The 21,603-nt window shown below is 54.1% G+C and carries 14 protein-coding genes; 1 reads left to right on the forward strand and 13 read right to left on the reverse strand.

Going from position 1 to position 21,603, the window contains the following annotated elements:
• Positions 1–76: 76 nt before the first annotated feature.
• Entirely contained in the window at positions 77–1,330 is a 1,254-nt protein-coding gene (amiC, locus tag LCD46_18145; GenBank protein UOY69957.1) for an N-acetylmuramoyl-L-alanine amidase AmiC, read from the reverse strand.
• A gap of 227 nt (positions 1,331–1,557) precedes the next feature.
• Here amiC and argA point away from each other — a divergent pair, with 227 nt between their 5' ends.
• The gene (argA, locus tag LCD46_18150) at positions 1,558–2,889 is read left to right on the forward strand and encodes an amino-acid N-acetyltransferase (GenBank protein ID UOY69958.1); all 1,332 of its coding nucleotides are present in this window, start codon (positions 1,558–1,560) and stop codon (positions 2,887–2,889) included.
• Positions 2,890–2,923: 34 nt separating this feature from the next.
• On the opposite strand, the gene recD is transcribed toward argA, so the two are convergent.
• From recD to rppH, 12 genes are all read right to left on the reverse strand, one after another.
• Positions 2,924–4,744 (reverse strand): exodeoxyribonuclease V subunit alpha, encoded by a 1,821-nt coding sequence (gene recD, locus LCD46_18155; protein UOY69959.1) that lies wholly within the window; start codon positions 4,742–4,744, stop codon positions 2,924–2,926.
• Entirely contained in the window at positions 4,741–8,283 is a 3,543-nt protein-coding gene (gene recB / locus LCD46_18160) for an exodeoxyribonuclease V subunit beta (protein UOY69960.1), read from the reverse strand. The genes recD and recB overlap by 4 nt, the downstream gene beginning before the upstream one ends.
• The gene (ptrA, locus tag LCD46_18165) at positions 8,280–11,162 is read right to left on the reverse strand and encodes a pitrilysin (GenBank protein ID UOY69961.1); all 2,883 of its coding nucleotides are present in this window, start codon (positions 11,160–11,162) and stop codon (positions 8,280–8,282) included. Before ptrA ends, recB begins: the two co-directional genes overlap by 4 nt.
• Positions 11,163–11,301: 139 nt before the next feature.
• Positions 11,302–14,676: an exodeoxyribonuclease V subunit gamma gene (gene recC / locus LCD46_18170; protein ID UOY69962.1), complete on the reverse strand. Its 3,375-nt coding sequence runs from the start codon at positions 14,674–14,676 to the stop codon at positions 11,302–11,304.
• Between the two features lie 12 nt (positions 14,677–14,688).
• Positions 14,689–15,012 (reverse strand): prepilin-type N-terminal cleavage/methylation domain-containing protein, encoded by a 324-nt coding sequence (locus LCD46_18175; protein ID UOY69963.1) that lies wholly within the window; start codon positions 15,010–15,012, stop codon positions 14,689–14,691.
• Positions 14,997–15,398 carry a DUF2509 family protein gene (locus LCD46_18180; GenBank protein ID UOY69964.1) on the reverse strand — a complete coding sequence of 134 codons (402 nt, stop codon included), beginning with the start codon at positions 15,396–15,398 and terminating at the stop codon, positions 14,997–14,999. Before LCD46_18180 ends, LCD46_18175 begins: the two co-directional genes overlap by 16 nt.
• On the reverse strand, positions 15,395–15,955 hold the full coding sequence (locus LCD46_18185) for a prepilin peptidase-dependent protein (protein ID UOY69965.1): 561 nt from the start codon (positions 15,953–15,955) through the stop codon (positions 15,395–15,397). Before LCD46_18185 ends, LCD46_18180 begins: the two co-directional genes overlap by 4 nt.
• Positions 15,946–16,410, reverse strand: coding sequence for a prepilin peptidase-dependent protein (locus tag LCD46_18190; GenBank protein ID UOY69966.1), 465 nt, complete (start codon positions 16,408–16,410; stop codon positions 15,946–15,948). Before LCD46_18190 ends, LCD46_18185 begins: the two co-directional genes overlap by 10 nt.
• 184 nt (positions 16,411–16,594) lie before the next feature.
• Positions 16,595–17,389 carry a thymidylate synthase gene (gene thyA / locus LCD46_18195; protein ID UOY69967.1) on the reverse strand — a complete coding sequence of 265 codons (795 nt, stop codon included), beginning with the start codon at positions 17,387–17,389 and terminating at the stop codon, positions 16,595–16,597.
• Between the two features lie 6 nt (positions 17,390–17,395).
• Positions 17,396–18,271, reverse strand: a complete 876-nt coding sequence (gene lgt / locus LCD46_18200; protein UOY69968.1) for a prolipoprotein diacylglyceryl transferase — start codon at positions 18,269–18,271, stop codon at positions 17,396–17,398.
• 193 nt (positions 18,272–18,464) lie between these two features.
• Positions 18,465–20,711 (reverse strand): phosphoenolpyruvate--protein phosphotransferase, encoded by a 2,247-nt coding sequence (gene ptsP / locus LCD46_18205; GenBank protein UOY69969.1) that lies wholly within the window; start codon positions 20,709–20,711, stop codon positions 18,465–18,467.
• 12 nt (positions 20,712–20,723) lie between these two features.
• Positions 20,724–21,254: an RNA pyrophosphohydrolase gene (gene rppH / locus LCD46_18210; protein ID UOY69970.1), complete on the reverse strand. Its 531-nt coding sequence runs from the start codon at positions 21,252–21,254 to the stop codon at positions 20,724–20,726.
• Positions 21,255–21,603: the final 349 nt, after the last annotated feature.

Consider the following 21,603-nt stretch of genomic DNA (forward strand, 5'->3'; position numbering starts at 1 on the left):
CAATAAACACCCTTAAGGGTGTTTTTTTGTATCTGTCGTTTGTGAATTTGCCGGGTATTTCACCCGGCTGAAAGATTTACCCGCGTCGCGCCAGCGTCGCCCCGTCAGAGAAATACGCCCGGATCCCTGCCAGAATCGACTCCGCTACCTCCTGCTGGAATTTTGCCGTCTTGAGCTTACGCTCTTCTTCAACGTTACTGATAAACGCGGTTTCTACCAGAATGGACGGAATGTCCGGCGCCTTGAGCACCGCAAACCCGGCCTGTTCTACGCTGTTTTTATGCAGCTTATTGATGTTACCCAGCTTGCCCAACACCGCTTTACCAAATTTCAGGCTGTCGTTGATGGTCAGTGATTGCACCATATCGAACATGGTGTGATCGACATAACGGTCGCCGCTTTTGCCCACACCACCGATGAGATCCGAGGCGTTCTGGGTATCCGCGAGATATCTCGCGGCAGTACTGGTCGCCCCTTTGGTTGAGAGCGCAAACACCGAAGAACCGCTTGGCTGGCGGCTGGTAAACGCATCCGCATGGATAGACACAAACAAATCGGCGCGCTGCTTCTGCGCTTTTGCCACGCGAACTTTCAGCGGAATAAAGACATCTTCATTACGCGTCATATAGGCGCGCATATTGCCTTCTTTATCGATCAACGCCTTCAGACGGCGGGCGATTTGCAGCACCACGTCTTTTTCGCGGGTGCGATATTTTCCGACAGCACCCGAGTCTTCCCCACCGTGCCCCGGATCAAGCATGATCACAATCGGACGATCGCGCCCTGCTTTACCCGGCTGTGGGCCACTTTGCGCAGGTGGAACCTGCTTCTCAAGATTGCCCTGGTTATAATCTTCCAGTAACGCCAACAGAGGATCCTGAATGTCCGTCGCATTCGCCGGGTAGAGATCCATTACCAGACGCTCTTTGAAGGTCGCAACAGGCGCGAGAGCAAACAGTTGAGGCTTAACGTTCTGCTTCAGCTCAAACACCATACGCACGGTTTGCGGATCAAACTGCCCGACGCGCGCCGATTTAATAAACGGATCGTCACCGCGGATCTGCGCCGCCATCCCCTTCAGCACGGAATTGAGATTCACCCCTTCGAGATCCACGACCACGCGTTCAGGATTGCTTAAGGCAAATTGCTTATATTTCAACACGCGATTGGATTCAACCGTCACGCGCGTATAGGTCGACGACGGCCAGACGCGAACCGCCACCACCTGACTTGTGGCGGCTAATCCTACCTGACTGACGCTAAGCAACCACATTGCCCCGGCCCCTTTTAACAAACGGCGACGGCTTATTGCTGAGTTGGATCCCGACATGCTTCTCCCGAGCAAGAAAACTGACTGATATACAAAATGTCCAAATTGACCGAAAACTTTAACGAATGACGCATAAACTGTCATCTATAAAAGGGTAAACAATCATACGTTAACGCACGGATTACTTATTAATTTCTGTGGGTCGCGGAAAATTTGCGCTTGCACATGTATCCACAATCGAATAAAAATACACAAATTACGAATAAACATTCATTAAGGGTTGTGCCATGGTGAAGGAGCGTAGAACCGAACTGGTCCAGGGATTCCGCCATTCTGTTCCCTATATCAACGCCCATCGGGGAAAAACGTTTGTCATCATGCTTGGCGGCGAAGCCATTGAGCATGAAAATTTTTCCAGCATCGTCAATGACATTGGCCTGCTACACAGCCTCGGGATCCGCCTGGTGGTGGTCTATGGCGCGCGCCCGCAGATCGACGCCAACCTGGCCGCACACCACCACGAGCCGATTTACCACAAACATACCCGCGTTACGGATGCGAAAACCCTGGAGCTGGTGAAGCAAGCTGCAGGTCTGCTGCAGCTGGATATTACGGCTCGCCTGTCGATGAGCCTGAACAACACGCCATTGCAGGGTGCGCATATCAACGTCGTGAGCGGTAACTTCATCATTGCCCAGCCGCTCGGCGTGGACGATGGCGTGGACTATTGCCACAGCGGACGTATTCGTCGTATTGATGAAGAGGCAATCCACCGCCAGCTCGACAGCGGTGCCATCGTGCTGATGGGCCCGGTCGCCGTTTCCGTGACCGGAGAAAGCTTTAACCTGACGTCTGAGGAGATTGCCACGCAGCTAGCGATCAAGCTGAAGGCGGAAAAAATGATTGGGTTTTGCTCTTCCCAGGGTGTCGTAAACGATGAAGGGGTGATTGTGCCCGAACTCTTCCCTAATGAAGCCCAGGCCCGCGTAGAAGCACTGGAAGCTGAAGGTGACTACCATTCTGGTACCGTGCGTTTTCTGCGTGGTGCGGTGAAAGCCTGTCGCAGCGGCGTGCGCCGCAGCCACCTGATCAGCTATCAGGAAGACGGCGCCCTACTGCAGGAGCTGTTCTCCCGCGACGGTATTGGTACACAGATTGTGATGGAGAGTGCGGAGCAGATCCGCCGCGCCACCATCAATGATATCGGCGGTATTCTGGAACTGATCCGGCCGCTGGAGCAACAGGGTATTCTGGTGCGTCGTTCGCGGGAACAGCTGGAAATGGAGATCGACAAATTCACCATTATTCAGCGCGATAACCTGACCATTGCCTGTGCCGCCCTCTATCCATTCCCGGAAGAGAAGATCGGTGAAATGGCCTGCGTGGCGGTGCATCCTGATTACCGCAGCTCCTCACGCGGCGAAATGCTGCTTGAGCGCGTGGCAGCGCAAGCCCGCCAGATGGGCCTGAGCAAGCTGTTCGTCCTGACGACACGCAGCATTCACTGGTTCCAGGAGCGAGGATTCACGCCGGTAGATATAGATTATCTGCCAGAAACGAAGAAAGAGATGTACAACTATCAGCGCCGCTCAAAAGTGCTGATGGCTGATCTGGGATAATACGATGCCCTCACCGTCTGGTGAGGGCTTTCGCTTAAAGAGACTCAAATATCGCGCTCAGTCCGCTCCGGCGCTCTGTACGGGTGGCAATGGCCTGCACCAGCACACGTTCATCGGTATAGAGTGACAAGCGCTGACGCGCGCGCGTAATCGCGGTATAAATCAGTTCGCGGGTAATAACAGGTGAAAGCTGTGTCGGCAGGATCAGCGCCGCATGGTTAAACTCGGAGCCCTGGGATTTATGCACCGTCATCGCCCACGCGGTTTCATGCTCAGGCAAACGGCTGGGCTGGAAAGACTTCACGCTACCGTCCGGTAACTGGAACCAGACGCGCAGCCCCTGGCCGCGATCGAGCGCAATCCCGATATCCCCGTTAAACAACCCCAGCGCACTGTCGTTGCGGGAGATCATTACGGGTCGTCCTTCAAACCAGCGCGAATGCGGCATGCGGTTGATTTTGTGCTTCTGAACAAGAAGCTGCTCCAGCCTGTCGTTCAGCCCACTGACGCCAAACGGCCCTTCCCTCAGTGCGCACAGTAACTGGTACTCACCAAAGGCGGCAATGACCTGCTCTGGTGAGTTGCGCTGTTGGACACATGCCAGGAAATGCTGATACCCCTCCAGGGCGTCATCCAGCATCACCTGATACTCTTCTCCGCTTTGCAGTGATTTTTTCTCGATGTCGGTAAACGTACCGTCAAACACCGCACGGGTACTGTGCCGATCGCCACGGTTTACCGCGGCAGCCAGTTGGCCGATACCGGAGTCGCTGCCGAAACGATAGCTTTTTTGCAGCAGGCACAGGCTGTCGCGTAGCGCTCCCGCCACCGGCGAGTTATCGGGTTCAAGTACGCATCCGGTCAAACGCGCCAGCTCCTGAGCACGCGCGGCTGTGTAGCCAAAGCTGGCGTAAGTACAAATATCCCCCAGCACCGCCCCAGCTTCCACTGAAGCAAGCTGGTCACGATCGCCCAGAAAAATGACGCGCGCATGGGGCGGCAGAGCATCAATCAACCGCGACATCATCGTCAGGTCGATCATCGATGCTTCATCTACCACCAGTACGTCCAGATGCAGCGGGTTACCCGCATGATATCGCAGACGCTGGCTGCCTGGCTGAGCACCAAGCAGTCGGTGCAGCGTACTGGCTTCATTTGGGAAAAGCGCAAGTTGCTCCCCGGTGAGCGGCAGCTTTTGCAATGCCCCACCTAACGATTCCGTCAGACGAGCCGCCGCTTTGCCAGTGGGGGCCACCAGACGAATACGGCACTTGTGCTCGCCCGATAGCTGGATCAACGCGGCAAGCAGTTTTGCCACGGTGGTCGTTTTCCCGGTTCCCGGGCCGCCAGAGATAACCGAGATCCGCCGCGTCAACGCCACGGCTGCCGCGACTTTTTGCCAGTCTGTCGCCTCATCAGAGGTAAACAGCGTATCCAGCACGTGCCGGAGTTGCGCTTCATCGCAAGGCAGAGGCGCATTCGTCTCGCTGAAGAAACGCGCCACCGTCAGTTCATTGCGCCACAGCCGGTTAAGGTACAAACGTTCGCTGCTCAGGATCATCGGCGTCCCGGTATCGGTTCCGCTCACGGCGGGCGAGCCGAGTAATATCGCCTGCCAGTCCACTGCGTCATCCAGCAACGCGAAACACGCCTGTAAAGCCGGAGGCATTTTCTCATCAACAACCAGACGCGACAGCGGCAGGCAGACATGCCCCTCTCCCGCGTCTTTACTCAGGATTGCGGCGGCGAGCATCACGGCGGGTTCATCGCCTGCCACCATCATGGCGAACTGTACATCGAGGTGGCGGAGTAATCGTTGTTCTACCGCTTCCAGCAATAGCGCCTGCATCGTCATGCCACCTCCTCTGTGCTTGCGGCAAACAGGTTATCCATTTTTTCAATCAGTTCCACAGCCGGACGCGTACTAAAGATGCCAGAGCGCGGGTCGCTAGCATCCACTCCGCGCAGGAACAGGTAAATAACGCCGCCAAAATGGTCTTCGTAACGATAATCGGCAATGCGATGCCGCAGGTACCGATGCAGCGCCAGGGTATAGAGCTGATACTGCAGATCGTAGCGATGTGCTTGCATGGCTGATGCCATCGCCTGCTGGGTATAGGCTTCGCTGTTTTCACCCAACCAGTTCGATTTGTAGTCCAGCAGGTAGTAACGCCCTTCGTGGCGGAAAACCAGGTCGATAAACCCTTTTAACATTCCCTGCACCTGGCGGAAGTTCAGCGCTGGGCAACCGGCAGATAACGGATCATGCTCGCGGATCAACGCATCAAGCGCGTCGGCTCTGAGGGGGCTGGCAATAGGGAGATAAAATTCCATCTCCACCTGTTTATCTTTGTTAGTCAACTGACTCAGAGAGATCCCTTGCGCCGTCAGTGGGGCGTGCAGAACCGTGCTGATCCAGTCGGTGAGAACCGGCTGCCACTGTGCGTCATAGCCTCCACTCTGCAACATCTTTAGCACCCACTCCTCAGAGACTGGCTGGGTAAAATCCAGCTCTTCAAACAGGCTATGTAAAAATGTGCCTGGTGAGGCGCCACGCGGGAATTGATGCGGAGTGAGCGCTGGCTCAACAGGTACGCTACCGGTCCCTGCTGCATCGACGTCCAGTTTTGGCATCAGATCCTGGGCAATGCTCTGCCCGTGCTGCTGTAAACCGGAATAACTCGTCACACGCCAGTCGTCAGCAATGGTGCGCACAACCTGACGGGCATGGAGCTCAACCTCGCGCAGCTCCGGCATTTGCCAGCGGCTATTATCGGGCTGCGACGGAATGTGCAGAGCAGTATGATCCCCACATAATGATTCGATACACTGACGCAGGCCTGCTGCATCTTTGGGTTCACCGAGCTGAATAAGCCGCCCCAGCGCACTCAGATGAAAATCGCTCTCCCCGGTCTTCTCACCACGGCGACGAAACAGTGGGGCGACACCCATACTGCAGTGCCAGACCGAACGGGTCAACGCTACATAGAGCAGGCGTAAATCTTCCGCCAGACGTTCGGCCTCTGCCAGCTCAACGCTGGACTCAGCTTTACTGAGATCGAGCACCGCCTCAAATGACTCGCGATCGTGGTAAAAGGCCTGATCCTGCACGCGGTAATTGGCAATAAACGGCAACCAGACCAGCGGATACTCCAGGCCTTTCGACTTGTGAATGGTGACGATCTGCACCAGATGTTTATCACTTTCAAGACGCATCTGCTGACTGGACGAATTACTGTTCGGGTCGGCAATCTGTTGCGCCAGCCAGCGCACCAGAGCGTGTTCACTCTCCAGTTGCGTGCCCGCTTCCTGCAGGAGTTCACTGATGTGCAAAATGTCGGTCAGACGACGTTCACCGCCCGCGGTCGCAAGCATATTCTCCGCAATGTGACGCTGCGCCATGAGCTCACGTATCATCGCCATTACACCGCGTCTGTGCCATTTATCCCGGTAGTAAACAAACTCTTCCACTACCGCATCCCACGCGTCTTCGTCGTTGTTGAGCGCATCAATATCACGCGCATTCAGCCCGAGCATCGCGCTGGCTAACGCGCTGCGAAGCGTGCTCTCCCTCTCCGGGGCCAGCACCGCCTGCAGCAGCCATAACATCTCCTGCGCTTCCAGCGTTTCGAAAACACTGTCCCGATTTGAGAGGTAGACGGACGGAATGTTCAGCAATGTCAGGGCATCGCGGACAAGCGCGGCCTCCTGACGGCTACGCACCAGCACCGTAATATCCGATGCCTTTACAGGGGTTGACTCCTCGCCCCTCCAGAGCACCGCCTCGCCACATGCCCCCGCACTGAGCCAGTCACGGATTTGCGCGGCACAGTGCTGTGCCATGGCATTTTGATAGTCCGCAACGCCACAGCCTTCTCCGTCCAGCAGCCAGAAGTTCATGGCGGGCTGAGTCGTACCGTTGAATTCGAAGCGCAATGAGGCATTTTTTGTCGCAAATTTTACCGGCTGGAAAGGGATCTCCCGGAACATAAATGCCGTATCCATGCGGCTGAAAAGCGCATTGACGCTCTCTACCATCCCGGGAGATGAACGCCAGTTGGTATCCAGAGTGTAATGCGCATCAACTTCGCTGCGGGCTTTCATATAGGTGAAAATGTCCGCACCACGAAAAGCGTAAATAGCCTGTTTAGGATCGCCAATTAACAACAGCGCGGTATCAGGCTGTTGTCTCCAGATACGGCGGAAAATGCGGTACTGCTGCGGGTCGGTATCCTGAAACTCGTCAATCATCGCAACCGGGAAACGGTTACGAATAGCCGCGGCAAGCGCTTCACCATTTTCGCTGCATAACGCGGCATCCAGGCGGCTCAACATATCGTCAAACCCAAGTTCACCGCGGCGACGCTTTTCACGCGAGACGGTTTCACGGATCTCCACCATAGCGCGGGTGATCATCAGGTCATTGAGCGTCAACGGTTCGGCCAGCAGGGCTTCGATAGCCACAAACAGCGGATGCTCCGGCACAATGCCATCGGGTTTGGTTCGTTCAACCAGAAAACGCTGAGAGAATTTTTCAAGCGCATCCGGGAGCTGATACCCTCGCGTCTCTTCCTGTGCCCAGGCGCTGATCTTATCGATCCATTTCCCCTGATTTGCACGGTTAAATTTACGTCTGTCGATCCCGGAATTTTCGATGATCGCCTCAATCTCGCCGACCGACGTATTCCACTTTTGCTTGATGGCCGCAATTTTGGCGGTAATTTTTTCATGGCGAGAAGCGAGAGTTTCATCTGCTGGCGGCGGAGATTTGATTACCGGTGCTTCACCCTGAAGATAGCGATCGATGGCACGCAGAAGCTCCTCGGGGCCCTTCCATAACGCATGTACCGCTTCTGCGATATCTCGCGGTAAGGGGTAGCAATGGCGACGCCAGAAATCCGCGCAGGCCTGATAGCGAAGCACGGATTCATCTTCAATGAGCTGCTGCTCAAACAGCATGCCGGATTCAAACGCATTCAGGCTCAGCATTCGCTGACAAAAACCGTGAATGGTGAAGACGGACGCTTCGTCCATCTGCCGTTCAGCGAGAAGCAACCACTGGGCGGCCTGTTGCTTATCAGCAATCTCTTCCAGAAGGCTCGCGTAGAGAGGGTTATCCGTACTCTGACGCAGACAGGCGATACGCAGCTCATGGATATTGGAACGAATACGGCCGCGCAACTCCGCGGTGGCAGCCTCGGTGAAGGTGACGACCAGCAGCTCTTCCACGCTTAAAGGACGTGGAAAAGCCGCGTTACCGCCAAGCCCTAACAGCAGGCGCAGATAGAGCGCGGCAATGGTGAAGGTTTTTCCCGTTCCCGCTGAAGCTTCAATCAATCGTTCCCCCTGTAGAGGTAAACGTAACGGATCAAGAGGCTCAGCGGTATCGGTCATTCTTTCTTACTCCAGGGCATAGTTTGCTGCAGCGCGCTGACGCTCTTCCAGACTTTCCAGCCTTTCGGGTTCACGTACTCCGTTTTCCCGTTCTGGCTACCGGAAACCTGAGACAGGATGGTCATTCCCTGCGGCTTAATCACCGCCTGATGGAAGAACTCGGCAACCTTCTGAGGCGTCAGCTGTTTTATCTCGGCCACTACTTTATCACGCGAATCAAAGTTCAGATTACCGCGATCAAAATCTTTGCTGAGCTGTGACGCTTCTTCACCCAATGTCTGCGGTGGCTGCATCACCTGGGCGATGACGGCCTGCTGGATCTGGGCAAATTCGTCCGGTTTCATGGCGCGCAGTTTTGCTTCCACTTTTGGGAAGAAAGCCTGATAACGCTGCCAGAGATAGGCCGGTTGTTTATCGCTACTTTGCAGCAGGAAACCCAGCCCCCACTGGCGGCCAACGTTCATGGAGAACGCAAAGACCGCATAGCCAAGCTGCTCTTCTGTACGTAGCTGGTTATAGAACCACGGCTGAATAATCTGTCCCAGAACGGCACTCCGCGCTGAACTGGAGAATTCATCATAACCCGTAGGTACAAACACCGCTGCCAGCGCAGAATCCGTACTAGTGCCCGCCTTTTCAAAAATCACATTCTGTTTTTTCTCAACCAGCACATCCTGGTTGCGGCACCACTCGTCACCTTTCGAGCCGAGCTGGGTGCGTACATTCTCCGCCAGCGTTTTGGCCTGCTCTTCACTCATGTTGCCGACGATCAAGAACTCGGGACGCGTGTTGGTTTTCAATGCATCACGGTAAGCGAGGACATCTTTCAATGAGATAGAAGGCAGTAACGCGCGGCGATCTTCACGCTGGAAATAAGGAATTTGCGACAACATTTGCGCTGGCATAAGCGCAAGATCGTAAGCTTTGCCCTTCTCCGCAGAGTCCATCATCTGCGCATACCAGGATTTGGCCTGCTCAAGCTGCTCTTCCGTCGGCGTGTAACTAAAATAGCCCTCAAGCAGCGCCTGGAACAGCTGAGGCAGGCGCTGAGTGTAGCCATTTGCATTGACCATCAAACCGTTATTGGCATTGGTTGAGAAGCTGATTCCCCCCACGGCCGCCTGATTGCTGAGCTGATCGAGCGCGATGCCAGCAAGATAGTCATTCAGGGCGAACATCACCTGATTTTTGGCGCTATTCATCGCCTTAGGGTTACGCAGAACGACGCTGACATCGGCTTTTGGCTCGCTCGCAAAATAGCGGCTTGGGGTATACACCACGCGCAACGTCGGCTCATCAATAATAAGTTCCGGGTGCGGATAATCCTTTGTGGCTTTGATCAGCGAGAAATCATCCGGAATGTAGGGGTTCAGCTCCGGCAGTTTCAACGCAATCTCCCCGGCTCTTTTCTGCCAGTCGGCGAAGGTCTGGGCGCTGATTTTGTCCACCTGATAAGGGGCGTCTACAAAATAGGCCGTTTTGTTATGGGGTTCGTTCGGGCTGATGTACCAGATGCGGGCATTCTGCGGGGTCATCATCGCAAGGCGGGCTTTTACGGCGTCAGCATCATACTGATCGGCGATATTGACCGCATCGAGAGTATGTTCCACCGGCACGCGGATCATGGTATCCGCCAACCACTCCACATAGTCCATGTCGCGGGTAATGGACGGGTAACGGAAATCGAGATCCAGCACGTGAGCCAGTTCATCAAAGTAGCGTTTATCGACGCCTTTATCACGCAGCAGAGAAAGGTAGCTAAAGATCGCCGCCACCACTTCATCACGGTTTGCCTGCCCTTTGTCGGTCAGGGTTGCAGATATCGCCAGCACACCGCTATTGCCGTTCACAACGGGATCGGAGTCGGCTCGAATCCCTTCCACCAGCCCTTGTTTTTGCAGCCAGTCAGAAAGCGTACCCGGGCTACGGTTGCCAATCAGATAGGTCACCAGCTCGTCGGTTTTACTGCGAAACTGTGCCGTGTTGTTATCAATGCGGAATTCAACACGTAACACCTTGCGCGGCAAGGCGGGCACGTAGTGGATAACAATCCCTTTTTGAGCGTCCGTGACTACCGGAACGGTTATCTGAGGCAAGTCGATATTTTTATTCGGCACACGACCAAACGTCTGAGCGGCCATGTTTGCCAGCTCTGGCAGCGGTTTGTTGCTGTAGATAACCGCTTTCATCAGGTTCGCGGAGTAATATTTGTCGCGAAACGCATGCAGCGCATCAAGCACCGGGCTGTTTGGCTTATCGCTTAATGTTTCCAGGTTACCACCGGAGAAACGCGAACCCGGATGCGCCGGGTTAATGGTTTCGGCGCTCACCTGGGCCATGCGCATACCGTCTCGCGTACGGGCAAGGGTTAACTCAGCATTAACGGCATTGCGTTCACGTTCAGCATATTTTTTATCCAGAAGCGGTGCAGCGATGGAATCAGCAAGGCGATCGACCGCCCCTTCCAGTGCATCATTTTCGACTTCGAGATAAAAAGCCGTACGGTACGGTGCTGTGCTGGCATTGTGACTACCGCCGTGCATTTTCAGATATTCGGACAGGCTATCTGGCTGCGGGTATTTTTTAGACCCCATCAGCGTCATATGTTCCAGATAGTGCGCAAGCCCAGGATGGGCATCAGGATCTTCCAGTGACCCAATCGGCACCACCAGCGCCGAGAGGGATTTCACCGCCTGCGGATCGGAAACCAGCAGCACGGTCATGCCGTTATCAAGGCGAATAGCCTGATACTGGCGGGTATCTTTTTCGCTCTTACGGATAGTTTCCTGAACAGGTTGCCAACCGGAGTCTGCTTGAGTGAAGGGAGCCCAAAGGGCGACAAACAAAACCAACGCTTTAAACAAGGTGCTGCCTGGCATTACGACCTCTTTATCACGGCTACATCATTAACAAACTGCGTGCTGGGCACGCCAGCATCTCTTTCTTTGAGTACATCAGTCCGTGATAACAGGTGCATCATAAATGAACACCCTTTCCTGTGCAATTTTTATACAACACTCAGGACTGATTAAATTTGAACAACGGTAACAGGTAACGCAGTGCCTCTTCCGTGATCGTCTCGAAGTACTCTGGTTCAAGAGTACGCCATAAGCGCTGATACCAGACATCTTCACCTTCGCCACGTACCATCATGTTTCCTTCATAGGCTTGTATAAATTTACTTCGCGCTTTCTGCAGTGACGCCTCATCCGTTAACATTGCATCATTCTGTACGTCATAACAGGCTTTTATCCAGGCACCGCCACTCTCAGGCAGTAACAAAAGTGGTTTGTTCATGCCCTGACGGTAGCCCTCAATATACAAAGACAGATAACGTAACGCCTGTTCAGACTCCATCGGCGGGAAGCGCCATTCGCCCTCTTTGCGCACGAATATCCGGCTTTCGCCTTTATTACCCATCGCACTGTAGACAAGATGTTCCAGCCAGAGTTGCAACCCTTGTGAAACGCTAAGCATAGAAGGTCGCCAGCGTAGCAGCCCGTCCGGCTGAACCTGGGTTAGCCAACCCGTCAACTGAACGCCGTTACAGTTGAGATCAATTTCAATGCTTTTACCGGGTTGTCGACACTCCCTTACGCGCTCGGCCAGCGCTGTCATCTCATGGCACTGCGCCTCCCAGACAATTTCACCAAACGCCCCATAAGGCAATTGCCCTGCTGCGCGGTAACGGCGAAAAAGTTTGTCAGCATCTTCCTGATCAACCAGTGCATTCAACAGCTGCAGGTTTAACTGATAGCGCTCCAGCCCTTCCAGCGTAAAGGGCTCCGCATCGGGAATTTCGTTCTCTTCAGAGCGGAAATTGACCTGTAATCGCTGCTGGAAAAAGGCCCGCACCGGGTGCGCCCAAAACCGCTGAAGCTGTTCAAATGTCAGTGTGTCAATGGGCCGAGGGTCAAGCGCCTGAATGAAATCGGTATGCGCAGTTCCCTCTTTTTTCGCCGCAGGAAGCCACTCGTGAGCATAGCTCTGGTGCTCACTCACCACGTAGTTCACCGGGTCAAACGGCATGCGGCTATGACAACAGGTGATATGCGCTTTCACCCGCTTGTCACTTTCATCGCAGTTACGTTCTTCATCCCCCGGCAGGTAGTGGCTCTGTCCGATATAATCCACCAGCTCCTGCACCAGAACAGAAGGGAAACGCTCACTGTTGTCCTGAATTGAACGGCCGATGTAACTGATATAGAGCTTACTCTGGGCGGAAATGAGCGCTTCAAGGAAGAGATAGCGATCGTCATCACGACGACTACGGTCACCCCGCTTTGGATTAGCACTCATCAGATCAAATCCCAGTGGTGCCAGTGCACGTGGATAAATACCGTCATTCATGCCAAGCAGACACACCACTTTGAACGGGATAGAACGCATTGGCATCAGGGTGCAGATATTCACCGGGCCCGCCAGGAAACGCTGACTGATTCGCTCCTGGTCAAGCCGCTGCGTCAACTCATCCCTCAGCAGTGACAAGGGGATCTCTTCGTGATAATGGGAATTCACGCCCTCGTCGACGATAGCCTGCCACTGCGTTTCAATGAGCGCCATTGCGGCTTCAGTGTCACTGTCTGGCAGGAAGAAATCATTGAGCAATGCCCTGCAAACCGGGAGCCATTCTTCCAGAGTACGCGGTTGCATTAACTCACTTCTCCAGCGGTTAAGCTGCATCAATAGTGAAGCCAAATGCCCCACCAGTTCAGCAATTAACCCACTGGTCTCATCGTAAGGCAGTACCTCATTCCATTCCCCCTGACTGCTTTCCATGGCATATCCCAACAGCATACGTGTCAGGCCAAACCGCCAGGTATGCTGCCCAGTTGGGGGGAGTCCGAACGACTGGACGTTATCGTCATCGATCCCCCAGCGAACACCCGATTCGTTCACCCACTGGCGAAGGTAGCGTAACCCCTCTTCATTGATGTTGAAGCGGGCAGCCAGAACTGGAACATCCAGTAATGCCAGAACATCTTCGGAGATAAACCGACTATCAGGCAGTGACAACAGGGTGATGAAGGCCTGCAAAGCCGGGTGAGACTGACGGGCACGGCGGTCCGAGATAGCGTAAGGCAGGTATCGTTCACCCGTCGCACTGCCAAAAACGGCCTGAATGAAGGGACTGTAATTGTCGATATCCGCCACCATCACCACGATATCGCGCGGCGTCAGCTCAGGATCATCCTGCAGCATGTGCAACAGCTGGTCATGAAGGATTTCAACTTCGCGCTGCGGGCTGTGGCAAACGTGGATGGTGACACTGCGATCGTCAGGATCCAGCCTCCGCTTCCTGTCGCTGCGTTCAAACTCTTGCGCCGTAACACCCATGACGGCACGGTTCTCCAGCTCCAGAATATCTAACTGAATATTATGCAGCAGGCTATCCGGGGAGATCTCAACAAAGGCATCCACGTCGCCTTCACCTGATGAAGTGATATCAGAAAGCATGTGAATGTAATCACGCCCCAGCTTCCCCCACGAAGCAAGCAGCGGATTGGGCAGGTTCTGGATACCTTCTTCATCGAAAAGTTGCCCGGCAGTCGAGCCGTCTTTAAACAGCGGGATGGTTCGTTCTTCAAAAAGGCGTTTTCGTTGGCGAGTCACCAGCCGCGAAAGCCAGCGTTGGTCGAGGATATCCCCCCAATATTGCCGGCAAGGGTTGGTAAACAAAATATGAATATCAATATGTTTACCCAGCGCATTCAACGCCTTGAGATAGACTGGGGGTAATGCAGATATTCCACAGATAAACACGCGTGATGGCAGTCGGGCTGGTCGCTCCGACGTATTTTCAAGTATGGAGATAAACCGATCGTACAGATTGGCACGGTGCCACTTAGGCTGGCCAAGTTTCTCCGTGTGCTCCACCAGCGCTTTCCATAGTGGCGCCTGCCAGATTTGCGCCTCCGGTAACCCCTCCACCAGCTCACCTGCTTCCCAACGAATTAACCAGTCAGAACGATAAACAAGATATTGATCGTAGAGATCGGCGGTACGCGACGCGAGCTGGAACAGCTTGCGTTTATCGGTATCGTCATTGAGATAGTGGTTCAGCATCGCGAACTCATCGCGCTGAAGCATTTCCGGCAGCAACGCCATCAGCTTCCAGCTCATGCTTTGCTTGTTGAACGCACTTTGCTCCGGGATATCCGGCAACACGCGGACAAACATCTCCCAGATAAAGCTCGCGGGTAGTGGGAACTCAATGTTCGCGGCAATGCCAAATTTGCGGGAAAGCGACATTTGCAGCCACTGTGCCATACCGGTGCTCTGCACCAGCACCATTTCAGGCTCAAAAGGATCGTCAAGCCGCCCGCCCTCAACGATATATTCCATCAGTGCTTCCAGCACATCCAGACGATTTGAGTGGTAAACCCTTAACATAGACGCTCCCGACTACTGGCTAACCGGGCAATGCAGACGCGTTATCTCACCGCGTCGCCCCAGAGGAGAAATAAGTGTAACCGTGATGCTGACACATCCGGCGAGCGTTGTCTGCCCCCGGTTGGCCTGCCAGCCTTCCGGTAGTGCATTTGTTGAGAGCTGGGACTGGTTCCAGGCATGGTGCCAGAGCTGACGATATTGGCTAAACAAGGTGAACCGCGTCGCCAGTGCCCGGTGGTAACCTGACAGTGCGGTCACGATTATCACCATCAGCATCATCGCCAGGAGAACCTCAACCAAGCTAAACCCTCTTTCTTTGTTCATGGCAACAGGCATAACACACTCCCCTTTAGCGGACAAAAATCACTCCAGCCGTGAGGCGAGAAGCGAATCTTGCCGTCGATTATCTCTCCTGTGCGCCAGAGCTGCAGGTCGTTGACTCCAGCAATAAGCAAAACATCCTTCTCACTTAATAGCCGTAAACAAACTCGCCATGACGATGCCTTTTTGCACTGAATCTGGGGCTCTGACGACCAATCCTGAACGCGTCCCCACTCAAGTGCAGATTGCACAGACGCCTGCTGCTGGAGTGAACGGCTCTCATCACCCACGAGCGCACTAAACGTTGTGAGTTGTTGGTTGAGACCGGTGAGGATCAGAGTACCGAGCACCAGTAAAAGCAAAACCAACGCCAGCGAAGACATTCCGCGTTGACGGTTCACAAGTTATACCCCGTGACCCCATATAAAGCCTGATATGGCTCCCTATGCTCACCTTTACGACTGGCGGTCAGTTCGATATTCAACTCTGGTGCAAAACCGGCATGCTCAACTTTACGTACCATAAAGTGCAGGATCACAAGCTTGTCCGGTTCGGTGAGCTTTTCCCATCCCTTTCCTTCACACGAAGTTGCCCCACGCAGCATTTCCAGCGCTCCTGCTTCCAGACGAAAACCGGTGCTGTCATTTTCTGATGCGGTGTTATCCCAATTGCCGTTACTGTTAGCATCCCACCGTACAATGGCACAGCTCCCTTCCCTGCCAATCACCAGCCCTTGTCCCTGACAGTTTCCGGCACAATATCCTGCGCGCTGAAGATGTTTACCGAGGGCGAACAGGCGCTGCCAGACCTCTTCTTCCAGCTCTCGCTGGCCGGATTGCAGTAGTACAACCCGCTGCAACCCGGGTAAAAAACGCGATGCGCTTACCAGCAAAAGGCTGCTGATCGCCGTAGCAATCAGCACTTCAATCAGTGAGAAACCGCGCTGTCTCATTGACATGAACCGTCCCCTGAACTTTTGCACATTCTGATGCGTCCTCCATTTGAGACAATAATCAGCCATTCTCCTGCTCGACTTTGTATGCGTATCCGCCCTGCCCATGCCGTATCTCTTAATCCATAAAACCCTAATGACGGTGTTAGTTCACTCACCGTGACTTCAGGCCAGAGTGGCATCAGCACAAAGGGACTCCCCTTCTCGCAACTCTTCATAACTGAGCTCACCAGGCAGTCTCTGCCTCCAATCCGCTGAAGGGTTACCTGATGGTCGCGGTTGTGCCGGTTGGCATTGTTGCGCAGAAACACCAGGTAATCGCGAACCTGACTGGCGGTTTGCCACAGCCGCTGCTGTCGTTGCCAGCTGTCCCAGCCGTATAACCCTGACGCGCTGAGGATGACAATCAACGAAATCGCTACCAGTGTTTCGATAAGCGTAAAACCATTCTCTTTTTTCATACCGGGAGTGTGGCGAAGTGCCGTGAAGGTGACGAGCAGCGGATTGCTGTTTTCCGAGTCGTTATCCAGAGAATCGACCGAGTTGCAGCGTGTTGCACGCTTTCTGGATAACGCTTCGTGAAACGGGATGAAGGCGAAAAAAAACCGGCGCTAAAAAGCACCGGTTGTGTCACGCTTTGCTACATCAGATAGCGACGGGCGCTTTGATGCCAGGGTGCGGGTCGTAACCCTCAATCTCAAAATCATCAAAGCGGTAGTCGAAGATAGACTCCGGTTTGCGTTTGATAATCAGCTTCGGCAGCGCACGCGGTTCGCGGGTCAGCTGGAGATGCGTCTGTTCCATATGGTTACTGTAAAGATGGGTGTCCCCACCGGTCCAGACAAAATCGCCCACTTCCAGGTCGCACTGCTGCGCCATCATGTGGACTAACAGCGCATAGCTGGCAATGTTAAACGGCAGGCCGAGGAACACGTCGCAGGAGCGCTGGTAGAGCTGGCAGGAGAGCTTGCCGTCTGCCACGTAGAACTGGAAGAACGCGTGGCACGGGGCCAGCGCCATTTTATCCAGTTCCCCCACGTTCCAGGCGGAAACGATAATACGACGCGAGTCCGGATCGTTTTTCAGCTGGTTCATCACGGTGGTGATCTGGTCAATATGGCGGCCATCAGGCGTTGGCCATGCGCGCCACTGTTTACCGTAAACCGGGCCCAGATTGCCGTTTTCGTCTGCCCATTCGTCCCAGATTGAGACGTTGTTTTCGTGCAGATACGCAACGTTGGTATCGCCTTGCAGAAACCAGAGCAGTTCATGAATGATCGAGCGCAGATGGCAGCGCTTTGTCGTCACCAGAGGGAAGCCTTCTTGCAGATTGAAGCGCATCTGGTGGCCAAAAATGGAGAGCGTGCCGGTACCGGTACGGTCGTTTTTCGGCGTGCCCTCATCGAGCACTTTTTTCATCAATTCAAGATACTGTTTCATGGTTCCTCAGGAAATTTGTTGCTGTGGACGACGACGATACGCCCAAATCATCATAATGGCACCCGCGACAATCATCGGAATGGAGAGAATTTGCCCCATGCTGATGTACTGCACCCACTCGCCGGTAAACTGTGCATCTGGCTGACGGAAGAACTCGACGATGATACGGAACGCACCGTAGCCAATCAGGAACAGGCCAGAAACAGCCCCCATCGGACGCGGTTTGCGGATAAACAGATTCAGGATGATAAACAGCACCACGCCTTCCAGCGCCAGTTCGTAAAGCTGAGACATATGGCGCGGCAGCACACCATAGGTATCGAAAATAGACTGCCACTCCGGGTGTGATGGCAGCAGCGCGATATCTTCTGCGCGGGAGCCCGGGAAGAGCATCGTGTATGGCACGCTTGGGTCAACGCGCCCCCACAGTTCACCGTTGATAAAGTTGCCCAGACGGCCAGCACCGAGACCAAACGGGATCAGCGGTGCGATAAAATCTGAAACCTGGAAGAAGTTGCGTTTGGTGCGTTTGGCAAAAATCACCATCACCAGAATCACGCCGATCAGGCCGCCGTGGAAAGACATACCACCATCCCACACGCGGAACAGATAGAGCGGATCGTTCAGGAATACCGGGAAGTTATAGAACAGCACATACCCAATACGGCCACCGAGGAACACGCCGAGGAAGCCCGCATAAAGCAGGTTTTCAACTTCGTTTTTGGTCCAGCCGCTGCCAGGACGGCTGGCGCGGCGGCCAGCGAGCCACATGGCAAAAATGAAGCCCACCAGGTACATCAGACCGTACCAGTGAAGCGAAACAGGTCCTACTGAGAAAATGACCGGATCAAATTCCGGAAAATGCAGATAACCACTGTTCATCTGTCACCACAAGATGTTGTTATTCCGCTGAAAGTGGACAGCGGTAGAAATGCGATTCTGCCGTAAGCAGAGGCTCCAAAGTTGCGAATCATAGCATAAGGCGGGCGCGGAGGATGCGCCAGAGATGTAAAAGATGTGTATAGGGTTTTATGCGCGCTGGTGCCCCCTCCCACAGGGAGAGGGAGAAAGATGATTAGCGGCCGCCGCGGATCAGGCCGCCCATACCGCGTCGTTCCATAAACGCAGCAACCTGATGACGGACTTCAGTAGCCAGTTGCGCTTCCAGGCTGCGTACAGCCAGCTCTCGGGCATCGTCGATTTCAATATGCCGCAACAGGTACTTCACACGTGCAACGGCGCGACCGTTCATAGACAGATGGCGGTATCCCAGACCAATCAGGATCGCGACGCACATTGAATCCCCGGCCATTTCACCACACAGGCGTAAATCAATCCCGTACTGTTCCGCATCACGAGCGATCATCGCTAACGCGCGGATTATCGCCGGGTGCAGGCTGTCGTAGATACTGGCGACACGGGTGTTGTTACGGTCGACGGCCAGGATATATTGCGTCAGGTCGTTCGTGCCGACAGAGATAAAATCAACCCGGTTGGCCAGTTGCGGCAACATGAAGACCATAGACGGCACTTCGAGCATCACCCCAATCCGCGGTTTCGGGATCGCGTAGCCAATCATCTCTTCGACTTCACGGCCAGCGCGTTCGATCAAGCGCCGTGATTCGTCGATCTCATCAATGCTGGTGACCATCGGCAATAAAATGCTGAGATTGCCCGTCGCGGCATTCGCGCGCAGCATGGCGCGCACCTGGATCAGAAAGATCTCCGGCTGGTCGAGCGTAATACGGATCCCGCGCCAGCCCAGACACGGGTTCTCTTCGCTGATCGGCATATAGGGCAACTGTTTATCAGCGCCGACATCCAGAGTACGCAGGGTGACAGGTTTGTCGTTAAACATCTGCAGCATTCCCTGATACTGCGCAACCTGCTCTTCTTCTGAGGGGAACCCACTTTGCAGCATGAACGGGATTTCGGTGCGGTATAAGCCGATACCATCAATGCGACTGCCAAGCTTTTCTTCGTGCTCAGGGCTTAAGCCGGCGTTGAGCATAACTTTGATCCGCTCACCGCTCTTTAGCTGTGCGGGCAGGTTAACGTCATCTTCTGCCAGCTTGCTTAATTCGTTCTCTTCACTGATAAGACGCTGGTATTCCTGGAGCAGAACCGGCTCAGGATCAACCAACAGCTCACCGCGATAGCCATCGACAACCAGCGTGCGTCGATGCAGCACTGACGGCTGGATATCTGCGCCCATCACGGTAGGAATACCCAGTGCACGCACCATAATGGCAGCGTGTGAGTTGGCGGCACCATCGCGCACTACCACACCGGCCAGCCTGTCCTGAGGCAGCTCAGCCAGCGTCGTCGCGGAGAGTTCATCGGCGACCAGCACAAACCGTTTTGGCCAGGCATTTGGCCCCTGAATGGTGTCATCCAGATGGAACAGCAGTCGTTGTCCCAGGGTTCGGAGATCTCCCGCCCGCTCTTTCAGGTAACCATCAGTCAGTGCCGCAAATTGCTCGGCAAATTTTTCGATAACCTTTTTAACGGCCCACTCCGCGACTGAGCCTTTATCCACTTCCGCAAAAAGCTCGCGACGCAAACGCGCATCGGAAAGCAGGTGTGAATAGAGATCAAAAATGGCCGCCGTCTCTTTTTGCGCACCTGCGGCAAAGCGTTTGCTGTAACGACGAAATTCATTCGCCGCCTCTTCCAGCGCAGCAGTAAGACGCTCACGCTCAAGCGCTTCATCAAGCGTTGAGGCTTCGTAAACCTGCTCCATTAACGGTAGCGTGGCGTCCATCCAGCCTTCTGCAATCGCCACACCTGGCGACGCAGGAAGGGCGCGAATGCGAGTATGGCGATACTGACCGAAAAGTGCGGCAAGCTGAGACTGGGAGAGGATCGCAGCCATCTGCGTGGCCAGCGTGACGAGGAAAGACTCTTCGCTTTCATCGTACTGACGCAGCTCGCGCTGCTGAACAACCAGCACGCCAAGCAGCTGGCGACGCTGGATAATCGGCACGCCAAGAAACGCGCGGAAGCGCTCTTCTTTTACGGAAGGGATGTATTTAAAGCTGGGATGTTTTTGCGCGTCGGCAAGGTTGATAGGTTCAGCCAGCCGCCCAACCAGACCCACGATACCTTCATCAAATGCGAGCGTTACGGTGCGTCCGCGTGGTTTTTTCAAACCACGGGTCGCCATCAGGTAATAGCAGCGCCGATCGTGGTCGGCCAGATACACCGAACAGACCTCGGTCTCCATCGCAAGACAGATGTCAGTGACCAGAATGTTCAGCGCCTCATTGAGACGCGGAGCACTGGCCACCTTCTCGACTATTTCTCGCAAGCGGGTGAGCATGATTTGCGTAGCTTAACCTCTTTTACGTCGCCAGGCAGGTGCGCTCTGCGGCTTAGGGGGGATCTCCTGAAGCTGCATTACCACACTTGCGAACTCTTTCATCACCCTACGGTAAACATCGCGTTTAAATGACACGACCTGACGAACAGGATACCAATAGCTTACCCAGCGCCAACCATCAAACTCCGGCGTACTGCTGGTTTGCATATTGATGTCTGAATCGTTGCCCACCAACTGCAACAGAAACCACTTCTGTTTCTGGCCGATACAAACCGGCTTTGTGTCCCAACGCACCAAACGTTTCGGTAACTTGTAACGCAACCAGTTGCGGGTCGAAGCCAGGATGCGAACATCTTTTCGGCTTAAACCGACCTCTTCAAAAAGCTCCCGGTACATCGCTTGTTCTGGGGACTCTCCAGGATTGATCCCGCCTTGCGGGAACTGCCAGGAGTGCTGACCATATCGCCGGGCCCACATTACCTGGCCCTGACGATTACAAATTACTATTCCTACGTTCGGGCGGTAGCCATCGTCATCAATCACCGGACTACCCCAAACTAAACCTTATATATGAATGATTGTTTCACACTACAGGGAGGCGGTAAACCACTCTCTTACAGGCCTGCAACCTAATAACATTTGAATAACTCACAAATAAGTGCTGAGTTATAAACAGATAAGAGTCTGCAAAGGGATTTTTATTCACCTTTTCTGTGGATATAGTTGTGAAAAAGTGTCTGATTACCGATGAACAACCTCAATCCCCGTCTGCGTCCCGCTTTCATCAATATTATATAATGGTATTATTTTCATGCAGTTAAGTGTGTCATCACAAACAAAACACAGAATAGCGTGACGATCATCACATCAGGGATCGTCGCGCTGATGAAAG

Source organism: Enterobacter ludwigii (assembly GCA_023023105.1).
GTDB classification, from domain to species: domain Bacteria; phylum Pseudomonadota; class Gammaproteobacteria; order Enterobacterales; family Enterobacteriaceae; genus Enterobacter; species Enterobacter adelaidei.